The sequence below is a fragment of the Micromonospora mangrovicola genome (assembly GCF_047200535.1).
GTDB lineage: Bacteria > Actinomycetota > Actinomycetes > Mycobacteriales > Micromonosporaceae > Micromonospora.
In genome coordinates this window covers 1-16,271 of the sequence record NZ_JBJZOG010000033.1, presented here as the reverse complement: position 1 = coordinate 16,271, position 16,271 = coordinate 1, and the positions used below count along the sequence as shown (strand labels likewise).

The 16,271-nt window shown below is 75.4% G+C and carries 18 protein-coding genes and 1 pseudogene; 10 read left to right on the top strand and 9 right to left on the bottom strand.

Translation table 11 applies throughout. The features are described from left to right. Window positions 1-13: 13 nt before the first annotated feature. From lnt to ACL02O_RS15685, 3 genes and pseudogenes are all read left to right on the top strand, one after another. Window positions 14-1,679 (top strand): annotated as a pseudogene (gene lnt, locus ACL02O_RS15695) (apolipoprotein N-acyltransferase); the annotation flags it as partial. After that, window positions 1,675-2,463 (top strand): polyprenol monophosphomannose synthase, encoded by a 789-nt coding sequence (locus tag ACL02O_RS15690; protein WP_412818802.1) that lies wholly within the window; start codon window positions 1,675-1,677, stop codon window positions 2,461-2,463. The pseudogene lnt and the gene ACL02O_RS15690, both read left to right, overlap by 5 nt. A 55-nt stretch (window positions 2,464-2,518) precedes the next feature. Next, on the top strand, window positions 2,519-3,037 hold the full coding sequence (locus ACL02O_RS15685) for an FxsA family protein (RefSeq protein ID WP_412818801.1): 519 nt from the start codon (window positions 2,519-2,521) through the stop codon (window positions 3,035-3,037). Between the two features lie 67 nt (window positions 3,038-3,104). Here ACL02O_RS15685 and ACL02O_RS15680 read toward each other — a convergent pair whose 3' ends face one another. After that, window positions 3,105-3,446: an RNA polymerase-binding protein RbpA gene (locus ACL02O_RS15680; protein WP_046564157.1), complete on the bottom strand. Its 342-nt coding sequence runs from the start codon at window positions 3,444-3,446 to the stop codon at window positions 3,105-3,107. A gap of 224 nt (window positions 3,447-3,670) precedes the next feature. Between ACL02O_RS15680 and ACL02O_RS15675 the strand changes: the two genes are divergently transcribed. Beyond that, entirely contained in the window at window positions 3,671-5,158 is a 1,488-nt protein-coding gene (locus ACL02O_RS15675; RefSeq protein ID WP_412818800.1) for a peptide MFS transporter, read from the top strand. Window positions 5,159-5,175: 17 nt separating this feature from the next. Here the strand turns inward: ACL02O_RS15675 and ACL02O_RS15670 are convergent, their stop codons facing one another. The 3 genes from ACL02O_RS15670 to ACL02O_RS15660 are packed head-to-tail and all read right to left on the bottom strand — an operon-like array spanning window position 5,176 to window position 8,302. Further along, on the bottom strand, window positions 5,176-5,766 hold the full coding sequence (locus ACL02O_RS15670) for a pyridoxamine 5'-phosphate oxidase family protein (protein ID WP_412818799.1): 591 nt from the start codon (window positions 5,764-5,766) through the stop codon (window positions 5,176-5,178). Between the two features lie 58 nt (window positions 5,767-5,824). After that, entirely contained in the window at window positions 5,825-6,943 is a 1,119-nt protein-coding gene (locus ACL02O_RS15665; RefSeq protein ID WP_412818798.1) for a hypothetical protein, read from the bottom strand. A 12-nt stretch (window positions 6,944-6,955) separates the two neighbouring features. After that, on the bottom strand, window positions 6,956-8,302 hold the full coding sequence (locus ACL02O_RS15660) for an MFS transporter (protein ID WP_412818797.1): 1,347 nt from the start codon (window positions 8,300-8,302) through the stop codon (window positions 6,956-6,958). Between the two features lie 73 nt (window positions 8,303-8,375). On the opposite strand from ACL02O_RS15660, the gene ACL02O_RS15655 reads away from it, so the two are divergent. The 4 genes from ACL02O_RS15655 to ACL02O_RS15640 are packed head-to-tail and all read left to right on the top strand — an operon-like array spanning window position 8,376 to window position 11,764. Beyond that, entirely contained in the window at window positions 8,376-9,026 is a 651-nt protein-coding gene (locus ACL02O_RS15655; RefSeq protein ID WP_412818796.1) for a TetR/AcrR family transcriptional regulator, read from the top strand. 54 nt (window positions 9,027-9,080) lie between these two features. Beyond that, window positions 9,081-10,394 carry a flavin-containing monooxygenase gene (locus ACL02O_RS15650; RefSeq protein ID WP_412818795.1) on the top strand — a complete coding sequence of 438 codons (1,314 nt, stop codon included), beginning with the start codon at window positions 9,081-9,083 and terminating at the stop codon, window positions 10,392-10,394. Next, window positions 10,391-11,245: an SDR family NAD(P)-dependent oxidoreductase gene (locus ACL02O_RS15645; RefSeq protein WP_412818794.1), complete on the top strand. Its 855-nt coding sequence runs from the start codon at window positions 10,391-10,393 to the stop codon at window positions 11,243-11,245. The genes ACL02O_RS15650 and ACL02O_RS15645 overlap by 4 nt, the downstream gene beginning before the upstream one ends. Window positions 11,246-11,254: 9 nt before the next feature. Next, window positions 11,255-11,764: an NUDIX hydrolase gene (locus ACL02O_RS15640; protein ID WP_412818793.1), complete on the top strand. Its 510-nt coding sequence runs from the start codon at window positions 11,255-11,257 to the stop codon at window positions 11,762-11,764. Between the two features lie 38 nt (window positions 11,765-11,802). Here ACL02O_RS15640 and ACL02O_RS15635 read toward each other — a convergent pair whose 3' ends face one another. The 4 genes from ACL02O_RS15635 to ACL02O_RS15620 all read right to left on the bottom strand — a co-directional run bounded on the left by ACL02O_RS15635 (window position 11,803) and on the right by ACL02O_RS15620 (window position 13,868). Next, a complete protein-coding gene (locus ACL02O_RS15635) occupies window positions 11,803-12,117 on the bottom strand; it encodes a substrate-binding domain-containing protein (protein ID WP_412818792.1) in 315 nt (104 codons plus the stop codon). Window positions 12,118-12,141: 24 nt separating this feature from the next. Beyond that, window positions 12,142-12,297 carry a hypothetical protein gene (locus ACL02O_RS15630; RefSeq protein ID WP_412818791.1) on the bottom strand — a complete coding sequence of 52 codons (156 nt, stop codon included), beginning with the start codon at window positions 12,295-12,297 and terminating at the stop codon, window positions 12,142-12,144. Window positions 12,298-12,384: 87 nt separating this feature from the next. Continuing rightward, a complete protein-coding gene (locus tag ACL02O_RS15625; protein ID WP_412818790.1) occupies window positions 12,385-12,597 on the bottom strand; it encodes an ATP-binding protein in 213 nt (70 codons plus the stop codon). 50 nt (window positions 12,598-12,647) lie between these two features. After that, window positions 12,648-13,868: an ROK family transcriptional regulator gene (locus ACL02O_RS15620; RefSeq protein WP_412818789.1), complete on the bottom strand. Its 1,221-nt coding sequence runs from the start codon at window positions 13,866-13,868 to the stop codon at window positions 12,648-12,650. A 41-nt stretch (window positions 13,869-13,909) separates the two neighbouring features. On the opposite strand from ACL02O_RS15620, the gene ACL02O_RS15615 reads away from it, so the two are divergent. Further along, window positions 13,910-14,671, top strand: a complete 762-nt coding sequence (locus ACL02O_RS15615; protein WP_412818788.1) for a beta-galactosidase — start codon at window positions 13,910-13,912, stop codon at window positions 14,669-14,671. A gap of 18 nt (window positions 14,672-14,689) precedes the next feature. Here the strand turns inward: ACL02O_RS15615 and ACL02O_RS15610 are convergent, their stop codons facing one another. Beyond that, a complete protein-coding gene (locus tag ACL02O_RS15610) occupies window positions 14,690-15,340 on the bottom strand; it encodes a LysE family translocator (RefSeq protein ID WP_412818787.1) in 651 nt (216 codons plus the stop codon). Between the two features lie 160 nt (window positions 15,341-15,500). On the opposite strand from ACL02O_RS15610, the gene ACL02O_RS15605 reads away from it, so the two are divergent. Then, window positions 15,501-16,049 (top strand): GNAT family N-acetyltransferase, encoded by a 549-nt coding sequence (locus ACL02O_RS15605; RefSeq protein ID WP_412818786.1) that lies wholly within the window; start codon window positions 15,501-15,503, stop codon window positions 16,047-16,049. Window positions 16,050-16,271: the final 222 nt, after the last annotated feature.

The following is a 16,271-nucleotide window of genomic DNA, read 5'->3' as shown; positions in this document are numbered from 1 at the left end:
TAGCCTTCGGCTCGTGATCGTGGTGAGGTGCCGGTGACGACGCTCGACCGGGAACAGACCCGTGCCACCGACGTGGCACGCGACGGGGCGCGCCCGCGCCCCCTGCCGCTGACCGCGGCCCTGCCCATGGCCGTCGTCGCCGGCCTGGCGCTGCTGGCCGCCTTCCCCCCGTACGGGGTGTGGGCGCTCGCCCCGGTCGGGGTGGCGCTGCTCGCCGCCGCCACCCACCGGCGGCGGCTGCGCGCCGGCGCCGGACTGGGTTTCCTTACCGGGGTGGCGCTGTTCGCGCCGCTGCTGGAGTGGACCAACCTGCACACCGGCTACCTGCCGTGGCTCCTGTTGTCCCTGTTGCAGGCCGGCTACCTGGCGCTGCTCGGCGCCGCCACCGCCTGGGTGTCGCCGCTGGCCGACCGGCACCGGTGGGCCTGGCCGGCGGTGACCGGGCTGCTCTGGGTGGGGCAGGAGGCGCTGCGCGACCGGACCCCGTTCGGGGGGTTCCCGTGGGGGCGGCTGGCGTTCAGCCAGGACACCTCCCCGCTGCTGCGCCTGGCCGCGCTCGGCGGCGCCCCGCTGGTCACCTTCGCCGTCGCGCTCGCCGGTGGCCTGCTGGTCACCCTCGCCTGGCGGGACTGGCGCCGGCCCGCCGGGCAGTGGCGGCCGGTGGCCGGGCTGGCCGCCGCCCTCGCCGCCCTGCTCGCCGTCGGCGGCCTCGTCCCGACCGGCGTACGCGGCGGCGACACCGTCACCGTCGCCATCGTGCAGGGCAACGTGCCCCGCCTCGGGCTGGACTTCAACGCCCAGCGGCAGGCCGTGCTCAACAACCACGTCGACGCCACGCTGAAGCTCGCCGAGCAGGTGACCGCCGGCACCCAGCGCCACCCCGACCTGGTGGTGTGGCCGGAGAACTCCAGCGACATCGACCCGTTGCGCAACCCTGGCGCCGGCTACCGGATCTCCCAGGCCGCCGACGCGATCGGCGCGCCCATCCTGGTCGGCGCGGTGCTGCTCGGCCCTGGGGAGGGGCAGGTCCGCAACGCGGGCCTGCTGTGGCGCCCCGGCAGCGGCCCCGACCTCGACCAGCTCTACACCAAGCGGCACCCGGTGCCGTTCGCCGAGTACGTGCCGCTGCGCAACATCGCCCGGATGGTCAGTTCCGAGGTCGACCGGGTCCGCTCCGACTTCGTCCCCGGCACCCGCGCCGGGGTGCTGGACAGCGGCGATGTCCGCCTCGGTGACGTGATCTGCTTCGAGGTCGCCTACGACGGCCTGGTCCGCGACACCGTCACCGGCGGTGGCCAGCTGCTGGTGGTCCAGACCAACAACGCCACCTTCGACGTGGCCGAGGCGCGGCAGCAGCTGGCCATGGTGCGGCTGCGCGCCGTCGAGCACGGCCGCAGCGCGCTGATGGCCTCCACGGTCGGGGTGTCCGGGTTCGTTTCCCCCGACGGGCGGGTAGACGGGAGCACCGGGTTCAACACCGCGGCCGTGGTGGTACGGCAGATGCAGCTCGGTGACGGGCGTACCCCCGCCACCCGGGCCGGGGTGTGGCCGGAGATGGCCCTCGCGGCGCTCGCCGTCGCGGCCCTGGCCGGCGCGGCCATGCTGCGCCGCCGCCGGGAGGTCGACCCCGGGTAGGAGACGGTGCCGGTACGCCGGCGGGGAGGCGGTACGACGGTGGTCGTGGCAGCCGACAGGAGGACGGTCGACCATCCCGGCCTGGGACGGGTGCTGGTGGTCATCCCCACCTACAACGAGGCCGACAACGTCAGCCGGATCGTGGCGCGGGTCCGCGCGGCGACGCCCGCGGTGGACATCCTCGTCGCCGACGACAACAGCCCGGACGGCACCGGGGCGATCGCCGATGGTCTGGCCGGTGCCGACCCGCACGTGCACGTGCTGCACCGGCAGGGCAAGGAAGGCCTCGGCGCGGCCTATCTGGCCGGTTTCGCCTGGGCCCGGCGGCGCGGCTACGACGCCGTGGTGGAGATGGACGCCGACGGCTCACACGCCCCGGAGGACCTGCCGGCGCTGCTGGCCGCCGCCCGCGACGCCGACGTGGTGATCGGCTCCCGGTGGGCCCGTGGCGCCCGGGTGGTGAACTGGCCGCTGCGGCGGCTGCTGCTGTCGCGCTGCGGCAATCTGTACGCCCGGCTGGCGCTGGGTATGCCGGTCTCCGACGCCACCGGCGGCTACCGGGTGTACCGGTCGAGCGCGCTGGACGCCATCGACCTGGACTCGGTGCGCTCCCAGGGCTACGCGTTCCAGGTGGAGCTGTCCCGGCTGGCGCACCGGGCCGGGGTGCGGATGGTCGAGGTGCCGATCACCTTCGTCGAGCGGGAGCACGGCGACAGCAAGATGAGCCCGCTGATCGTGGCCGAGGCGCTGTGGCGGATCACCACCTGGGGGCTGCGGGACCGGCGTACCGCGGCGCGCCGGTCCGACGCGTTGGCCCGGTGGCCGTGAGCGTCGGCGTGTCATGCTGGAAGGGCGTGATGACGCCCGTGGCTGATGAGGTGAGATGCGCCGAGGACTGAGATACGTACCACCGGCCCTGCTGCTGCTCGCAGTGCTGGAACTGACCGTGTTCGTCCTGGTGGGCCGGGCTGTCGGGTTCGGCGCGGCGGTGCTGCTGGTGTTCGCGGCGTCGCTGCTGGGCCTGGTGCTGCTGCGCCGTGAGGGGATGCGGGCCTGGCGCGGCTTCCGCGCCGCCGTGGAGTCCCGGCAGCCGCCCGGTCGGCAGGTCACCGACGGCCTGGTCGGCCTGCTGGGGGCGCTGCTGCTGGCACTGCCCGGCCTGGTCAGCGGCGTGTCGGGGCTGCTGTTGCTGGTGCCGCCGGTGCGCCGGTTGGCCCGGGTCGGGGTGCAGCGGGTCGCCGAGGGGCGGGTGTCGTCGATGGTCGCCGGTGACCTGTTCGGCCCGCGCGTGGTCCGCGTCCGCCGGGGTGCGCCGCAGCCCCCGCCCGGCCCGCAGCAACCCGCGCCACAGCCGCAGCCGCCGGAGCCGGGCCGGGCCATCGAGGGCGAGATCGTCCAGTGAGAAGGCCCCGTACGTGACGAAACGCCCCCGGGGTGATCCCCGGGGGCGTTTCGGTCGTCAGGTGCGCTCAGGCGCGACCGCGGCGGGTGCGGACCTCCTGGAGCCGCTCGGCGAGGATGTCCTCCAGCTCGGCGATCGACCGCCGCTCCAGCAGCATGTCCCAGTGGGTACGCGGCGGCTTGGCCTTCTTCTGCTCCGGCTCGCTGCCGTCGACCAGCCGGGCGACGCTGCCGTCGAACTTGCACTCCCAGGTCGTCGGGACCTCGGCGTCGACGGCGAACGGCACCTCGAACTGGTGTCCCTTGGCGCACAGGTACTCGCGGGTCTGACGCGGCGCGAGCTCCGTGTTGCGGTCGGATTCGTAACTGACCGCGCCAAGGCGGCTTCCGCGCAGCATGCGCTCGCCCATGATCGGCTTCCCCTCGTTGGTGGTGCTGGTCTTCTCGGTGTAACGGTCCGTCCTCGTCGGGCCATTCCCGTCCGCGCCGAAACGGTCCGCGCGGTGGGGGAACCCTCCAAGGGTAGCCGGACATCACGGCCGCCCGGCGGGGTCGTCCCCGGCCGGGCCGAATCGGTGGAGTGATCTGCCTGTCAACGGGGATGTTAGCCGCCTCCACGCCTGCGGAGGTGAGCATGGCCGGTGACGCGCCGATCGGAGCCCGACCGCCCGGCGGGAAGACCTTCTTCGGTCATCCGCGGGCGCTGTCGACCCTGTTCCTCACCGAGATGTGGGAGCGGTTCAGCTTCTACGGCATGCGGGCCATCCTGGTCCTCTATCTGACCGCGGCCGTCGCCGACAACGGGCTGGGCATCCGCGAGTCCACCGCCAACGCCGTGTACGGCACGTACAACGCGATGGTCTACCTGATGGCGCTGCCCGGCGGCTGGGTCGCCGACCGGCTCCTGGGGGCCCGCCGCAGCGTGCTGTGGGGTGGTGTGGTCATCGCGTGCGGCCACTATGTGATGGCCATCCCGGTGCGGTGGAGCGTGTTTGCCGGCATGACCCTGATCGTGCTCGGCACCGGCCTGCTCAAGCCCAACATCTCGACCATGGTCGGCGACCTGTACGACCGGGATTCGCCGCGCCGCGACGCCGGCTTCTCGATCTTCTACATGGGCATCAACCTGGGCGCCTTCATCGCCCCGCTGATCACCGGCTTCCTCGGCGAGAAGATCAACTGGCATCTGGGCTTCGGCGCCGCCGCAATCGGTATGACCTTCGGCGTGCTCCAGTACGTGCTGGGCCGGCGCAACCTGGGCGACGCGGGCGCCCGGCCCGCCGACCCGCTGCTGGGCGCGGACCGGCGCCGGGCGCTGAACCGGATCGGCCTGGTCGTCCTGGCCGTGCTGGTGGTGCTCGCGGTGCTCGCCCTGTTCGGGTTCTTCACGGTCAACACCGTGGTCAACCTGTTGACCCTGGTCACCGTGCTGGTGGCCGTCGGGTACTTCACCCGGATCCTCACCGACCGGGAGATCAGCGCCACCGAGCGCAGCCGGATGAAGGCGTACACCTGGCTGTTCGTGTTCGCCGCCGCGTTCTGGCTGATCTACGACCAGGCCGGGTCGGTGCTGAACATCTTCGCCGCCGACCGGACCGACCGGGACGTGCTGGGCTTCACCTTCCCGGCGTCCTGGCTCCAGTCGGTCAACCCGATCCTGATCATCATCGGCGCGCCGCTGGCCGCCTGGCTCTGGCTCAAGCTGGGGCACCGGGTGTCCACGCCGATGAAGTTCGCGGTCGGCCTGATCCTCAACGGCCTGTCGTTCGTGCTGATGGCCGCCGCCGCGCAGGCCGCCGTGGGCGGGGGCGGGGGGCTGGTCTCGCCCTGGTGGCTGGTCGCGGTGTACGCCGTCCAGGTGGCCGGTGAGCTGGCGCTGAGCCCGGTGGGCCTGTCGGCCACCACCAAGCTGGCCCCGGTCAAGTACGCCAGCCAGATGATGGGCCTGTGGTTCCTCGCCTCCGCCGTCGGCGACGCGATCGGTGGCCAGGTGGCCCGGCTGGCCGAGACCTGGCCCGAGCCGACGTACTTCCTCACCTTCGGGCTGGCCTCCGTGGTGCTGGGGCTCGGCGCGGTGATGTTCGCCCGGCACATCCGGCACCTGATGGCCGGCATCCACTGACCGGTGCCCGCCGAGCGTCACACCGCCGGGGTCGGCGGCAGCGGCAGCGGCAGGCCGGGCAGCCCGTCGATGCTGGTCGCCACATGCTCCTTGCCGGCGAAGTACGCGCTCAGCGAGGCGTCGTCCTCCCGGGCGAACCGCTGGCCGTGCAGGTCCCGGTCGGCCTCGTAGGTCATCAGCGGGACCGCGTACCCGCAGGTGTCGCGGATCAGCTCGGCGCGGACCAGGACGATCGCGCGCAGCCCGTGCGGGCCCGGGTCGATGTCGGGAAAGTGGCGCAGCAGCTCGGGCCACCGGGGGTCGTCGCGGAACACCGGCTCGCCCCGCCCGTGCACGCGCACGATGTTCGGCGGGCCGTCGAAGGCGCACCACATGAGCGTGATGCGGCCGTTCTCCCGCAGGTGGGCGATGGTCTCGGCGTTGCTGCCGGCGAAGTCGAGGTAGGCCACCATCAGCTCGTCGAGCACGGCGAAGGAGCCGCGCAGGCCCTTGGGGGAGAGGTTGATGGTGCCGTCGCCGGCCAGGGGCGCGGTGGCGGTGAAGAACATCGGTTGTGCCTCGATGAAGGTCCGCAGCCGGCCGTCGATGCGCGCGTACGTCTTTCCCACGTTCGCATCATCGCCGCAGGCGGGCCGTCGCCGCTGCCCCGTCCCAGCCGGTGGCGGGTCAGCCCGGCCGGGTGCCGAGCCGCGCCAGGGCGCTGGCCAGGTCGCTGACCTGGTCGGCGAGCTGCCCGGCCCGGCGCTGGGCCGCGTCGCGGTCGGCCTCGGCGGCAGCCAGCCGTACGGTCAGCTCCGCCAGCCGGGCCTCGGCGGCGCCGGCGGCGTCCCGCGCGGCGGTCAGCTCCGTGGCCAGGGCGTCCCGCTCACCGGTGCGGACGGCCAGCTCCTGCCGCAGGGCGGTGGTCGCCGCGACGGCCTCCGCCCGGGTCGCCTCGGCCTGTTCTCGGGCGGTCTCCGCCGATTCCCGGGCTCGCCGGGCCTCGCCGGCCTCCGCCCGGGCCTCTTCGGCCGCCGTCCGGGTGACCTGGGCGTCGGCTCGCGCCCGGTCGGCCTCGGCCCGTAGCTGCTCCGCGCGGGCCAGGGCCTCGGCGGCCGAGCGGGTGGCCCGCTCGGCGTCGGCGCGGGCGGCGTCCCGTTCGGCGGTCAGGTCGGTGACCCGCCGGCGTTCGCCGTCCAGCTCCGACCGCAGGGCACGTAGCTCGTGGCGGGCGGCGTCGCGGTCCCGCTCGGCCTGCACCCGCAGCGCCTCTGCGGCACCCGCCGCGCCGCGTGCCTCGTCCCGGGCCGCCTCGGCGCGCGCCGCCCGGTCGGCGGCGCGGGCGGCCTCCGCCTCGGCCCGCTCGGCGTGCTCGCCGGCGCTGTCCCGCTCGGCCTGCGCCGTGCGGGCCTCCTGGCGGGCCCGGGCGGCGGTCGCGGCGGCGTCCTCGGCGTCCCGGCGGGCCTCGTCCCGTTCGCCGTGCGCGGCCGCCACCTGGGCGGCGGTTTCGGCGCGGAGCTGGGCGAGCTGCCGTTCCACCCCGGACGGGGAGAGTTCGGCGTGCAACGCCTCGGTGAGGGTCTGCACGATCTGGTCGAGCCGGTCCACCGCCTCCCAGGTGCGGGCGACCTGTCCGGGCAGGCCGGGAGAGTTGCGGTGGCGCATCCGGGAGTTGCGGGAGGCGCGCTGGCAGGCGCCGTCGTTGTCCCGGCAGTAGCGGAACGGCCGGCCGGCGCTGGCGCGCTGCGGCACGTCGCGCCCACAGTGGGCGCAGGGGCGGGTCTCGGGGGCGGGCTGGGCGTCCATCGGGGGCGAAGTCTAGTGGCCCGCCACCGGCGCGGCGCGGGCCACGCGGTCCAGGGTGTACCGGAGTTGCAGCAGCACCGCGACCACCATCACGACGGCGGGCAGCAGGCCGAAGCCGTACCGGATGGCCGCCAGGGCGGCCGGTGACTGGGTCACCGTCTGGCCGGGGGCCGAGGCGACGAAGCCCCCGACGGCCAGGCAGAGGGCGTAGGCGTACGGGCCGAGCGCGCCGCCGGTCGCCTCGGTGGCCGTCCACACGCCGGTGTACGTGCCGGCGCGGGTGGCTGCGGCGGCCCGGATCACGTCGGGCAGCATCGAGAAGGGCAGCAGTTGCAGGGCGGCGAACGCCACCCCGAGGACCGCCACCACCGTGACCAGGACGGGCAGCCCGACCGGCCGGCCGACCGCGAGGACCAGCGTGCCGACCGCGAACGTGGCCTGCGCGGCCAGCAGTGCCCGCTGCTTGCCGACCCGGCGGGCCACCGCCAGCCAGGCCGGGGTGACCAGCAGTGCAGGCGCGAGGAAGGCGGCCACCAGCACGGTGGTGAGCTTCGGGCGGCCCAGCTCGTACTCGGCGTAGTAGGGCACGCCGGCGAGGATCAGGTGGGTGGTGGTGGACATGGCCAGGTAGGCGGCGACCAGCCAGCGGAACTGCCGGTCGCGCAGGCTCTCGGTGAGGGCGCGCCACCCGCCCGCCTGGTGCGTCGCGGCCGGGGCGGCCGCCGCGCGCCGCAGCCGGTCGATCCCGGTGACCCCGACCAACATCGCGACCAGCATCCCGGCGCCGAGCAGCATCGACATCCGCAGGTAGCCGCCGCGGGTGGGGGCGTCCCCGCCGGCCAGCAGCGGCGCCAGCAGCCCGGACAGCAGGATGCCGACGGTCAGGACCATCATCCGGAAGGCCATCAGCCGGGTGCGTTCGTGGTAGCCGATCCGCAGGTCCGCCGGGGTGGCCAGATAGGGCACCTGGTACGCGGCGAACAGCAGGTTCCCGGCGATGAACAGCAGCGCCACCCAGACCGCGGCGGTGCCGCCGGTCAGCCCGCCGGGCACCGCGAAGAGCGCGGCGAAGGCCAGCGGCAGGGCGCAGCCGGCGAGCAGCAGCCGGCGCCGGTGCCCCCGGCGGGCCTGCTCGACGTCGCAGCGGTGCCCCACCCACGGGTGCAGCACCACGTCGGCGATCTTCGGCAGCAGCAGGGTCAGCCCGGCCAGCCAGGGGGCCACGGCGAGCACGTCGGTGAGGAAGTAGAGCAGCAGCAGCCCCGGCACGGTCAGCCAGACGCCCATGCCGAGCGAGCCGGCGGCGAAGCCGAACAGGGGGCCCTGCCGCAGGGAGACGTCGCCGTCGAGCCCGGTCATGTCCGCATCCTTCCCCGGGCGCGCCGCCCCGCCAATCCAACGGATGATGGATTGTAGGGGGAACAATGGCGGGATGACCATGCCCCGCCGGCGACCGGGCCGACCTCGCCGCGACGACCAGCGACCTACCCGCGGCCTGGTCCTCGCCGCCGCCACCACGCTCTTCGCCGAGCGTGGCTTCGACGCCGTCAGCCTGCGCGACGTCGCCGCCGCAGCCGGCGTCGACGTGGCCACCGTCGCGCACCACACGGGGACCAAGGCGCAGCTGTACGACGCCTGCTTCGCCCGGGTCTTCACGGCCGAGCAGCAGGTGCTGCACGCGGCCGGCGAACGAGCCCGGGACGCGCTGGCGGCCGGCCCGGGCGCGGCGCTGCGCGCGCTGCACGAGCTGGTCGACGTCTTCGTGGACTTCCTCGAGGACCGGCCGGAGACCACCGCGCTGTGGCTGCGCCGCTGGCTGGAGCCGCACCGGCACGGCGAACTCGACCAGCGGTACGCGGCCCCGCTGTACGGGTTGGTCGAGCAGCTGCTCGACGCCGCGGCGCAGCGCGGGACGCTGGTCGAGCCGACCCCGCACGTCACCGTGCGCAGCCTGGTCTGGGCGGTGCACGGGCATGTGGTGGCCCTCGCCGCGCAGCGCGGTGCCGGGGCCCGGGAACGGCGGGAGTTCCGGGCGTTCGTGCACCGCTTCCTCGACGGGCTGTACCCGCCGGCCGGCTCTTGACGGCCCCCGGCTTGCTGGGCATTATCCATCGGGCGTTGGATTAAGGAGGCGGGGATGGCGGCACGGCCAAGGGTGGCGGTGGTCGGCGCCGGGGCGGCCGGGCTGGCCACCCTCAAGGCGCTGCGTGACGCGGCCGTGCCGGCGGTGGCGTTCGAGACCGCCGGCACCGTCGGTGGTCTCTGGGTGTACGGGACGCCGGGCTCGCCCGCGTACCGCACCCTGCACCTGAACACCAGCAAGGGTCGCACCCAGTTCGCCGACCACCCGATGCCCGCCGACTGGCCCGACTACCCGGACCACACCCGCGTCGCCGGCTACCTCGCCGACTACGCCGACCGGTTCGGGCTGCGCGAGGACGTCCTGCTGGGGCACACCGTCGAGCGGGTGACCCGCGCCGCCGACGACACCTGGACCGTGCAGGCCACCGGCCCCGACGGCCCGGTCCGCGTCGACGTCGAGGCGGTGGTGGTGGCCAACGGCCACAACCGGGTGCCGAAGCTGCCCGACGGCTACCCGGGCGAGTGCACCGCCGAACAGCTGCACAGCCACGACTACCGGGGACCCGACCAGCTCGCCGGCCGGCGGGTCCTGGTGGTGGGCGGCGGCAACTCCGCGATGGACATCGCCGTCGACGCCTCGTACGCGGCCACCCGCACCCTGCTGTCGCTGCGCCGGGGCGTCTGGGTGGTGCCCAAGTACCTGCTCGGCCGCCCCTCGGACACCCTCAACGGGGCCCTCGCGCGCCGGCTGCCCTGGCGGCTGCGGCAGCGGATCAGCCAGACCATGCTCACCACCACCGTCGGCCCGCCCAGCCGCTACGGGCTGCCCGCACCAGCCCACGGCTTCCTCCAGGACCACCCCACCCTCTCCGACGGGCTGCTGTCCCGGCTCACCCACGGCGACATCCACGCCCGCCCCGGCATCGCCCGGTTCGCCGGGGCCCGGGTCGAATTCATCGACGGCCGCACCGACGAGGTGGACCTGGTGGTCTGGTGCACCGGCTACCGGGTGGCGGTGCCCTTCCTCGACGCCGCCCTGCTCGGCGACGGCGCCGACCGGCTGCCGCTGTACCGGCACGTCTTCCACCTCGACGCCCCCGGTCTGGCGTTCGTCGGGTTGATGCAGTCCACCGGGGCGGCGTTCCCGCTGGTCGAGGCGCAGGCTCGGCTGGTCGCCGGCCGCCTTGCCGGCACCTGGGCGCCACCGGACCCGGCGCGGCAGGCGGCGGCCTGCCGCGCCGAGCTGTGCGCCGCCACCGCCCGGTGGGGGCAGCGCCGCCCGCACATGCGGGTGGACTTCGACGCGTACCTGGCCGAACTCGACCGGGAACTGGCCGCCGGGCGGCGCCGGGCGGGGGCGGCCCGGTGAGCGGGCGAGGCATCCGTCCCGGCGGCGCGAACGGGCTGGCCGGGCGGCGGGCGTTGGTCACCGGGGCGCGGGGCACCTTCGGGCGGCACCTGTGCGCCGCGCTCACCGGCGCCGGCGCCCGGGTCGCCGGACTGGACCTGCACCCGGACGAGGACGCCGACGTGCCGGTGCTCGGCTGCGACCTGACCGACCCGGCCGCCGTGCCCGCGGCGGTGCGGGCCGCCGTGGCCCGCCTCGGCGGGCTGGACCTGCTGGTCAACAACGCCGGTGTCGGCGGGCCCGCGCCCGCCGAACTGCCCCCCGACGATGCCGTCCGGCAGCAGCTCGAGGTCAACCTGCTCGCCGCGTGGCGGACCACGGCGGCGGCGCTGCCCGCGCTGGAGGCGGCCCACGGCCGGGTGATCTTCGTGGCCAGCCGGATGGCCCTGCTGCCGCTGCCCCTGGCCGCCGCCTACGGGGTGAGCAAGCGGGCCCTGGTCGCGTACGCCGACGCGCTGCGCCACGAGGTCGGCACGCACGTCGGGGTCAGCGTCGTCTACCCCAGCATGGTCGCCTCACCGATCCACGACAGCACCGTCCGGGCCGGGCTGTCGCTGAGCGGGGTGTCCCGGCCGGAACCGGTCGAGGGGGTCGTCGCGGCGATCCTGCGGGCCGCCACCGCCCGCCGGGCGCCCCGGGACGTCGCCACCACCAGCCGGGGGCGCGTCGAGCTGGCCCTGGCCCGACACGCGCCCGCCCTCGCCGACCGCCTGGTACGCCGTACCGTCGCCGGTCGGATCGCCGCCGGTGACCTGGACGGCGCGCCACTGGCGGCCGGCATGGTGCGGCGGCACCGGGAGCCCCACCGGTAGGGTGCCGCCATGCCACTGTCGCCCTACATCGCCCGGATGCGCCGCCACATCGGGCACGACCTGCTGATGCTCTACGGCGTGAGCGGGGTGGTCACCGACGACGCCGGGCGGCTGCTGCTGGCCCGCAGGGGCGACAACGGCCGCTGGTCCATCCCGGCCGGGGTGGTCGACCCGGGCGAGCAGCCGGCCGACGCACTGCTGCGCGAGGTGCACGAGGAGACCGGCGTCAAGGTCGAGATCGAGCGGATCGGCGGCGTAGCCACCCACCCGGTCGTCTACCCGAACGGCGACGCCTGCGAGTACCTCAACGTCTGGTTCCACTGCCGGGCCGTCGGCGGCGCGCCCACGGTCGACGGCGAGGAGTCCCTCGCGGTCGACTGGTTCGACCCGGACGACCTGCCCGAACTGGACGACTGGTCCCGGCTGCGGATCGCCACCGCGCTGCGGGCGGACCGGGCCGCCTGGTACGCCGCGCCAGGCGAGCACCACCCGGCGCTGCACCAGCCGGACAACCTCTGAGCCGGACCGCACGCTCCGGGCCTGCCCCGGCCCCGGGGTCACCGGCCGGCCCGGGCGCTGCTGTCCCTAACGGTCAGCCGGGGTTCGAGCAGCGTCACCTCCGGCACCGGCTCGTCGCGCAGCCGCCGCATCAGCAGCGTCACCGCCTGCCGGCCGACCTCCTCGGCGGGGACCGGTACGCAGGTGAGCCCGGACTGCTCGGCGAGCTGGTCGGGGCAGATGGCGACCACCGAAACGTCCTGCGGTACCCGGCGGCCGAGCAGCGGCAGCGCGGCCAGCACCGGGCCGACGGCCGACTCGTGCTGCACCACCAGGCCGGTGACGTCCGGGTGCCGCTCCAGCAGCGCCGCCACGTCGCGACGGACCGCCGCCGGGCCCTACTCGCTGGGCAGGGCCACCGCGTCGACCCCGAGTCGCTCGGCGGCGGCGAGGATCCCGGCCCGGGTACGGTGCGCGAAGCCGGTGCCGCGCGCGTAGACGGGCCACGTCGGCGGCGGCGGCCAGGGCGGCGGCCTCGGCGCTCCCGTCGGCAACCAGTTCGGGGGTGAACACGGCGGCGGCCTCGGCCCCGACGACCAGCCGGCCGTCGGCGTCGAGACGCTGCCGAATCTGCGCACCCGTCACCGTGACCCCCCGGCCGCGCGGAAGGCCACCGGGAGCCGGGCGCTCACGGCCGTGCCCCGGCCCGCCGCGGACCGGACCTCAAGAGTGCCGCCGAGGGCCTGTACGCGGGCCCGCATGGCCGCCAGCCCGAACCCGCCGCCACCCGGGGCGCCAGCCGGGGAGCTGCCCGGGTCGAAGCCGACCCCGTCGTCGACCACGTCCACGGCCACCTGGTCGCCGAGGTATCCGAGCCGGGCCAGGGGTGCGTAACGCGGGGCCGTCAGGCGGCCGGCAACCGTCCCGCCTCGACGGTGGCCAGGGCCGCCGTGGCACCGCCGAGGGCGCTGGCCGCCGAGCCGAGGGTGCTCGCCTCCAGCCGGCAGCCGCCGGACTGCGGGGCCAGGGTGCGGGCGGCGAGTTCGGCCCGGGCCGCCGGCAGCAGCCAGGGCGCCAGCGCGGCGAAGTGCCCACCGACCACGATCACCTGCGGGTCGAGGAGGTTGGCCAGGACGGACACCCCGTGGCCGAGCTGCCGGCCGACCTCGGCGAGGCCGCTCAGCACGGCATTGTCGCCGGAGCGGGCGAGGGCCTGGATCCGTTCGATCTCCGGCAGGTAGTCGGTGACCGGGCCGTCCCGGTCGGCGTCAGGCAGCAGCCGGCGGACCACGGCGTCCACGCCGGTGAGCGCGGCCAGGCAGCCGCGCCGCCCGCAGGCGCAGACCGGCCCGGACGGGTCCAGCGGCACGTGGCCGATCTCGCCGGCGAAACCCCGGCCGCCGCGCAGCAACTGGCCACCGCAGACCAGCCCCGCGCCGACCGCGACCCCACCGGTGAGGTGGACCAGGTCGGCCGTGCCGCCGTACGGGCCATGTCGTTGCTCGGCCAGCACGGCGAGGTTGGCGTCCGTGTCGACGCCGACGGCGAAGCCCGGGTCGCGCAGCGCGCGGCGCAGCTCGGCGGCGAGCGGCACGGCCCGCCAGCCCAGCGCGGGGGCGAGCGGGACGTCGTCGTCGGTGCCGACCAGCCCCGGTACACCGACGGTGAGACCAAGCACGCCGCGGCCCTGTCCGCCGGCCCGGTTGATCGCCCGCCCGGCCAGCGCGGCGAGCGCCTGCACGGTCTGTCCCGGGGTGGCGGTCGCCGCGGCGAAGGCGCGCCGCCAGGTGAGCAGCCGGTTGCCGCCGAGGTCGACGGCGACCACGACCAGCTCGTCGGCGCCGATCTGCAGGCCGAGCCCCGCGTACGGCTCGCCGTTGAGGACCAGCATGGTGGCGGGCCGGCCGACCCGGTTCTCGGTCAGCCCGGTCTCGCGCAGCAACCGCCGGTCGATCAGCTCGCTGACCAGGCTGGAGACGGTGGCCTTGTTGAGCCCGGTGTGCGCCGCGATGTCGGTCCGGGAACAGGGCGCGTGCAGGCGGACGTGCCGCAGGACCACGGCCCGGTTGGCCACCCGCACGTCGCCGAGATCGGTCGCCTGGAGTGGCGTGTGGATGCTGATCACGAGCTGCCCGCTTCCTGCGCCGAGGGTCCCGGGTCCCGGTGGTGGCGCCCCCATCATCGCCCACCGCCGCGGTGGGCCCGGACCGGCTGCTGCCGGTCGCCCCGTGGGAGTGCGCCGTGAAGCCGTCCCTGCCGGGCGCATCCACCGACCGCCGAAGCGTGCTGCGGCTGATCCTCCCGGCGCTCTACCTCGCCTCCGACGCCACCGTGGACTGGGTTCGCGACCACGTCCGGGCCGGCGGTCACCTGCTGGTCACCTGGCTCAGCGGGGTGGCCGACGAGCACGCCCGGATCCGCCTCGGCGGCTACCCCGGCGCGTACCCGGAACTGCTGGGGGTGCGGGTGGAAGAGTTCCACCCGCTGGCCGACGACGAGCGGCTGCCGCTGAGCAGCGGCGGGACCGGCCGGATCTGGGCGGAGACCGTGCGGCTGGCCGGGGCCGAGCCGGTCACCGCGTACCTCGGCGGGATACTCGACGGCCCGCCGGCGGTCACCCGCCACCGGGTCGGCGACGCCCTCACCTGGTACGTCTCCACCCGCCCCGACGACGACACCTACCGCCGGCTGCTCATCGAGGCGACCCGGGCCGCCGGCGTCACCCCGGTCTGCCCGCAGGCCCCGCCGGGCGTGGAGGCGGTCCGCCGCCGCGACGGCGACCGGAGCTGGCTGTTCCTGCTCAACCACACCGGCCGGCCTCAGCCGGTCCCGGCCGCCGGGCTGGAACTGATCACCGGCGGGCCGGTCGCCGGCGCGGTGACCGTCCCGGCCGGCGGCGTGGCCGTGCTCCGCGAGTCGCGCCGGTGAGGGCGGGCGCGTACCGGGTCAGGGGGCGGCGACCGCGGCGCGGGACCGGTCCGCGGCGATCCGCACCGCGAGACCCGCCAGCACGCTGCCCATCACGTACCGCTGCACCTTCGCCCACGTCGGACGCCGGGTGAGGAACGCCGACACGCTGCCGGCGGTGAGCACGATCAGCGCGTTCACGGTCAGCGCGATGACAATCTGGGTCAGCCCGAGCAGCAGGCTCTGCACCGCCACGTGTCCGCGCGCCGGATCGACGAACTGGGGCAGCAGCGACACGTACAGGATGGCGATCTTCGGGTTCAGCAGGTTGGTGACCAGGCCCATGGTGAACAGCCGCCGCGGCCGGTCCGGCGGCAGCGGCGCCGGGGTGAACGCCGACGTCCCGCCCGGGCGTAGCGCCCGCCACGCCAGCCACAGCAGGTACGCCGCGCCGGCCAGCTTCACCGCCGCGTACAGCGCAGGGACCAGCACGAACACCGTGGCGATCCCGGCGACTGCGGCAGCCAGGTAGACCAGGAAACCGACGGCCACCCCCAGCAGTGACACCAGCCCGGCCCGGCGTCCCTGGGTGACCGACCGGGACACCAGGTAGACCATGTTCGGGCCGGGTGTGAGCACCAGGCCCAACGCCACCAGGCCGATTCCCACCAGCGCGCCCACCGTGACCATGACGACCCCCGTTCCGTGTCCTGGCAGCGACCCTACGCCGGGCGCGGACACGGCCCCCGTCCAGCATGGCCGACTCCGGCGGCCCCACGTCCGGTGCCGCCTCGCCGCAACGATCGGCCCGGGGCGCCCGCGCGTCGGTGCGGCCGGGGAGAATGCGGCAATGCCGATCGTCCTGCGCGCCCCGGCCACGTCCGCCGCGCCCGAACTGCTGCTGCGGCCGTGGCGCGACGGCGACGTCGACGCGCTGCTGGCCGCATACCGGGACCCGGTGCTGCGGAACTGGACCCGGTGCCCGGTGACCACCCGCGCCGAGGCCCGCGCGTTCCTGCGCCGCAGCCGGCAGGGGTGGGCGGCCGACCGCCGATTCAGCTTTGCCGTGCTGGAGCCGATCTCGCAGGGGGAGCGCCTGGTCGCGTGCGTGGTGCTCAAGGAAGTCATCCCCGGCCGGCCAAACGCCGAGGTGGGCTACTGGACGGCCGCACCGGCCCGCGGGCGCGCAGTGGCGCCGCGCGCCGTGGACGCGGTCAGTTCCTGGGCGTTCGCCCGCTTCGCCGCGCATGGCCTGACCCGGCTCGAACTGCTGCACCAGGTGGACAACCCGGCCTCCTGCCGGGTGGCGGAGAAGAGCGGGTACGCCTTCGTGGAGATCCTCCCCGCCCGGCCGCCGTTCCCGCGCGACGGCCACCGCCACGTCCGCCGGCGAGCCTGACGGCAACAGCGGGCTTGTCGGTGAATGTTCGCCGGGGTATCCAGCGTGGCTGCGGGCCGATACCGTGGTCACATCGTCAACGCCGGCCGCGCGGGCGTACCGCTCGCGCTCAGCGGAGCGAGGTGTGCGGGCATGAGTGACCCGGCTGCCGCATCGATGGTCTCGACACCCCCCGCCACGACGCCGGCCGCTGCCGGTTCCGGCGCGCCCTCCGACGCCGGT